The 4,679-nt window shown below is 74.8% G+C and carries 3 protein-coding genes; 2 read left to right on the forward strand and 1 reads right to left on the reverse strand.

The window, feature by feature from the left end; genetic code table 11:
- Positions 1-121 precede the first annotated feature (121 nt).
- Positions 122-1,417: an extracellular solute-binding protein gene (locus ACFUEL_RS35475; RefSeq protein WP_380241664.1), complete on the reverse strand. Its 1,296-nt coding sequence runs from the start codon at positions 1,415-1,417 to the stop codon at positions 122-124.
- A 609-nt stretch (positions 1,418-2,026) separates the two neighbouring features.
- On the opposite strand from ACFUEL_RS35475, the gene ACFUEL_RS35480 reads away from it, so the two are divergent.
- Entirely contained in the window at positions 2,027-3,118 is a 1,092-nt protein-coding gene (locus ACFUEL_RS35480; RefSeq protein WP_380241667.1) for a LacI family DNA-binding transcriptional regulator, read from the forward strand.
- Positions 3,119-3,564: 446 nt separating this feature from the next.
- Positions 3,565-4,446 carry a fructosamine kinase family protein gene (locus ACFUEL_RS35485; RefSeq protein WP_380241669.1) on the forward strand — a complete coding sequence of 294 codons (882 nt, stop codon included), beginning with the start codon at positions 3,565-3,567 and terminating at the stop codon, positions 4,444-4,446.
- Positions 4,447-4,679: the final 233 nt, after the last annotated feature.

Here is a 4,679-nt window from a genome sequence, read left to right on the forward strand (position 1 = left end):
GCCGCCGCCGGCGCGGGAGCCGGGCGCGCGGACGAGGCCGCGCTCCCGGCTCCGGGCGTGCCCTGCGACTGGTGGCCGTCGGCCGGCTCAGTGCCCAGGGTGTTGCTCATCGTGTGCTTACTCAGCCCTTCGCGGCGGCGGCGTTGGTGTCCTTGGCGATGTCGGCCGCGCTGCCCTTGCCGGCGAGCAGGTTCACCACGGCGGTGTTCATCGCGTTGCCGACGTTCTGGCCGTACTCGGTGTCCAGGAACAGCACCGAGTAGGGGGCCTTGTTGAACGCCTGCAGCGCCGAGACGTTGTAGGGCTCGGTGACGCCCGCCTGGGCCTCCTTGTTCACCGGGATGGCGACGAACGCCTTGGCGTACGCCTGCTGCTGCTCGGTGCTGACCAGGAAGCGCAGGAAGTCGAGGGCCTCCTTCGGGGCCTTCTTGGACAGCGAGTAGCCGTCGAGGCCGCCCATGATGGCGGCCGGGTCGCCCTGGCCGCCCGGCACGGCCGGGAAGGGGAACCAGCCCAGGTCGGGGAGCGGCTTCTGGTCGGGGGTCAGGCTGGCGATCACGCCGGGGTTCCAGTTGCCCATCAGCTCCATGCCCGCCTTGTGGTTGGCGATCATGCCCGCGGACGAACCGGCGCCCTGCTGCGAGGAGGTGGTCAGGAAGCCCTGCTGGAAGGGCTCGGTCTTGACGAAGGAGGCGAGGTCCTCGCCCGCCTTGGTCCAGCACGCGTCGTCGAACTTCAGCGACTGGGCGGCCTTCTTCAGGGTGTCCTGGCTGCACTCGCGCAGGGCGAAGTTGTAGTACCAGTGCGCGGCCGGCCAGGCGTCCTTGGCGCCGACCGCGATCGGCGCGACCCCGATCGCCTTCAACTTCGCTATGGCGTCCTGGAGTTCGGGCATCGTGGTGGGCGGCGCGGTGATGCCGGCCTGCTGGAACAGGTCCTTGCTGTAGTAGATGCCCTCGGGCTGGGTGTCGACCGGCATCGCGTAGACCTTGCCGTCGATCGAGTACCCGGCGATGCCCGCCGCGCCCGCGTTCGCCTTGTCGGCGTCGGTGAGGTCCAGCGCCTGGACCTGGCCCGCCTGGACCATGGCCTGCATCTTGCCGCCGCCGCGCTGCAGGAAGATGTCCGGCGCGGAGCCGGAGTTGAGCGCGGTCTGCAGCTTCCCGTCGAGGTCCTCGTTCTGGATCGTCTGGATGTTGATCTTGACGTTCGGGTGCAGGGCCTCGTACGCCGCCCCGGCCGTCTTCCAGTACTCGGCGCCCGGGCCGGGCTGGGCGTTCTCCCAGAGGGTCAGCGTGACCTTGCCGTCGGACGAGCCGCCGCTGCCGCCGCCGTCGCTGCCGGCGCAGCCGGTGACGGCGAGCGTGATGCCCAGGGCGATCGCGGCGGCCGCCGTGCGGCGGGACTTTCTCGTCATCGTGGGGACTTCCTGTTCTGTCGTCGTCGCCGGGGGAGCCCGGTGGGGAGTACGCGAAGTGAAGGCACGTCAGGTGGGGATCGCCGCTGCTCCTGCGGCCCGGTCGCGGGTGGGTGGACCGGTGTGACCGGGCGTGAGGCGGTCGGCAGGGGCGGTTCGAATGCTGGAGAGTATGGGCTCGCCACGGAGCGGGCGTCAATAACTTGTTTCCGAAAAGTATCCGAAAGTTGCGGCAGATTACGGGGGGATAACACCGAAACATTTCGAACTTTTCGGCCTCCGGGGGCGCCGCGCCGTCCTGGCCGGGAGCAGCACCTCCGCCGGCAACGCGACGCTCTCCGGCACCACCGGACGGATCGGCCCGACCGGCAACGCCTTCGCCGAGGCGCTGACCCGCACCGGCAACACCGGCAGCGCCCCGCTGCTCGCCGGCCACACCGTGGACGGCCCGCACCCCGCACCGGGGCCCCCGGGGTGCGCACCGCACCGGCCTCGCGGCCCCTGACGCGGCGTCGGGCGTCCGCCGGTAGGGTGCCTGGCAGCCGGTGGCGGCCAGTAGGGTGGGCACCGGGGCAGCGTCCGGCCCGCGCCGGGCGGGACGGGAGAACGATGGACGAGACCGGCGAGCGGCGCCCGCCGACGATGGCGGACGTCGCCCAGGTGGCCGGGGTGTCGCACCAGACGGTCTCCCGGGTGCTCAGCGACCACCCCAACGTGCGCGAGACGACCCGGGAACGGGTGCAGCGCGCGATCGCCGAACTGGGCTACCGGCCGAACTCGGCGGCCCGGACGCTGGTGACCCGGCGCAGCCGGACCATCGGGGTGGTGGCCGCGAACACCACCCTGTTCGGCCCGGCCAGCATCCTGGCCGGCCTGGAGCGCGCGGCGCGCGGCGAGGACTACCTGGTGGCCTCGGTGGGCCTGGAGGGGCTGACCGAGCACGCACTGGCCAAGGCGCTGGAACGGCTGGCCGGTTGGGGAGTGGACGGCGCGGTGGTGATGACGCCGCACCGGCACACCGTCGCCGCGCTGGCCCGCCTCCCGCAGCCCTTCCCGGTCGTGACGGTGGAGGGCGGCCACGACCTCGACCTGCCCGGCGTGGCGGTCGACCAGGTGGGCGGGGCACGGGCGGTCACCGAGCACCTGCTCTCACTGGGCCACACCCGGATCTGGCACGTCGCCGGCCCCGGCGAGTGGATCGAGGCGGAGGGCCGGCTGCAGGGCTGGCGCGCCGCGCTGGAGGCGGCCGGGCTGCCGGTGCCGCCCCACCTGACGGGCGACTGGAGCCCGGCCTCGGGCCACGCGGCGGGCCGGAAGGTCGCCGAGGCGTTCCGCCGCGGCGCCGGCGCCCGGCCGACCGCGGTGTTCGCGGCCAACGACCACATGGCCCTGGGCGTCATCCGCGCACTGCACGAGGCCGGGGTGCGGATCCCCCAGGACGTCGCGGTGGCCGGCTTCGACGACCTCCCCGAGGGCGCCTACCTCACACCCCCGCTGACCACCGTCCGGCAGGACTTCACCGCCGTCGGCCGGGAGGGGATCGGCATGCTGCTGCGGCTGATCGACGAACCCGCCGCCCCCCTCGCCCACGTACGCGTCCAACCGGAACTGGTGGTCCGGGCGAGCACCGCGGACGGTCGGCGGACGGCGGCGGGCGGCGCGGCCGCGCTGTTCTCCGACCTGCCGGGGCCGAACCGGTAGTCCGGGGCGCCCCGGACGGGCGGGCGCGGCGCCGGACGGGCGGGTGCGGTAGCGGCGGAGCCGGGTGCGGCAGCGGCGGATGGGTGCGGTAGCAGGGGGACCGGGGCGCGGAGTCCGCGGGCGCGGTGGCGGGGGAGGGGCGCGGCACCGGGCAGGCCCGTCGGACGGCAGCGGGGCCGGGTCGGAGCTCCGGCGCACTTTTCGGTCCTGGGTCGGAGCGCTGCCCGCCCGGCAGTCGACCGGCGCGGGCCTGCCAGGCCCTGGGGGCACCACGCTGCCGGCTGCGGGCCCGTACGTCGGGCGTGCCGGACCCGTGCGCCTGTACTGGATTCCGCCCGCCCGCCGTGGACTTCCCGGCCCTGAACCCCCGAACCCGCGGCACCCGCGCCCCGCACGGCAGCGGCTCCGACGACCCCGACGACGCCCCTCCCGACAGGAGCACCTCCGTGCCAGAAACGACGCCCTTCCTGCTCGAACGCCTGCGCGCGGCCGGCCTGACCGACGTCGTCGCGGTCGAACCTGCCACCGGCGGTCTCGCCGCGGTCGCGGGGATCGCCCGCCGGGCCGACGGCACGTCGGTGTTCGTCAAGGCGTTCGACGGGCCGCCGTCGGAGGACGCCTTCGCCGCGGAGGCCGAGGGGCTCACCGCGCTGCGCGAGGCGGGCGGTGTCGCCACCCCCGAGGTCGTCCTCGCGGGCCGCGACCTGCTGGTGCTGTCCGTGCTGCGGCCCCGGCCGGGGAGCACGGCGTTCTGGGAGGAGTTCGCGCACGTGCTGGCCCGCCTGCACACCGGCACCCGGCACGCCCGGTTCGGGTGGCACCGGGACAACTGGCTGGGCCGCCGCCGGCAGGTCAACACCTGGGAGGAGGACGGGTTCGAGTTCTTCGCCCGGCACCGCCTGCTGCGCTGGCTCGGCGAGCGCCGCGTCCGGGAGGCGCTGGACGCCGCGGACCGGGCGGCGCTGGAGCGGCTGTGCGACCGGCTGCCCGAACTGCTGCCGGCCCGCCCCGCGTGCCTGACGCACGGCGACCTGTGGGCGCAGAACGTCATGGCCACCCCGGACGGGCGGCCCGCGCTGATCGACCCGGCGGTGTCGTACGCGTGGGCCGAGACCGACCTGGCCCACCTGTGGACGACGGCGCCGCCGCCCGAGGCGCGGGTGTTCTTCGAGCGGTACGCCGAGCTGACCGGGCTCGACCGCGACTGGCGCACCCGCGCGCCGATCCTCCAGCTGCGCCAGCACCTGGCGGTGATCGCCCAGTTCACCCCGGACTGGGGCGCGGCGGATCTGGTGCGCGCCACGCTCGCCCCGTTCCGGCGGCGCTGAGCCGGGCCGCGGCCGGCGCCTTGACAGAAACTTTGTGAGCGCTAACATTCCGATGCCGGTGCGTCCCGCTCTTCGACGCGCCCCCGTGGCCTCCGGTCCGCACTCCCGAGGGTGAGTCGGCGGACCGGAGCCCACCGCCGACAGAGCCGCTCCCCCCGCGAGCGTCGGCGGTGCGACGCGGCCCCGGCCCGTCGGCGTTCCCTCCGCGCCCTCCTCCCCGTCGACCCCGGGGA

This window comes from Kitasatospora sp. NPDC057198, from assembly GCF_042670125.1.
Taxonomy (GTDB): Bacteria; Actinomycetota; Actinomycetes; order Streptomycetales; family Streptomycetaceae; genus Kitasatospora.

Bases quoted from the DNA above. Each gene is read 5' to 3' on its own strand.
- ACFUEL_RS35475 (WP_380241664.1), bottom strand. From the start codon at position 1,417: ATGACGAGAAAGTCCCGCCGCACGGCGGCCGCCGCGATCGCCCTGGGC.
- ACFUEL_RS35480 (WP_380241667.1), top strand. From the start codon at position 2,027: ATGGACGAGACCGGCGAGCGGCGCCCGCCGACGATGGCGGACGTCGCC.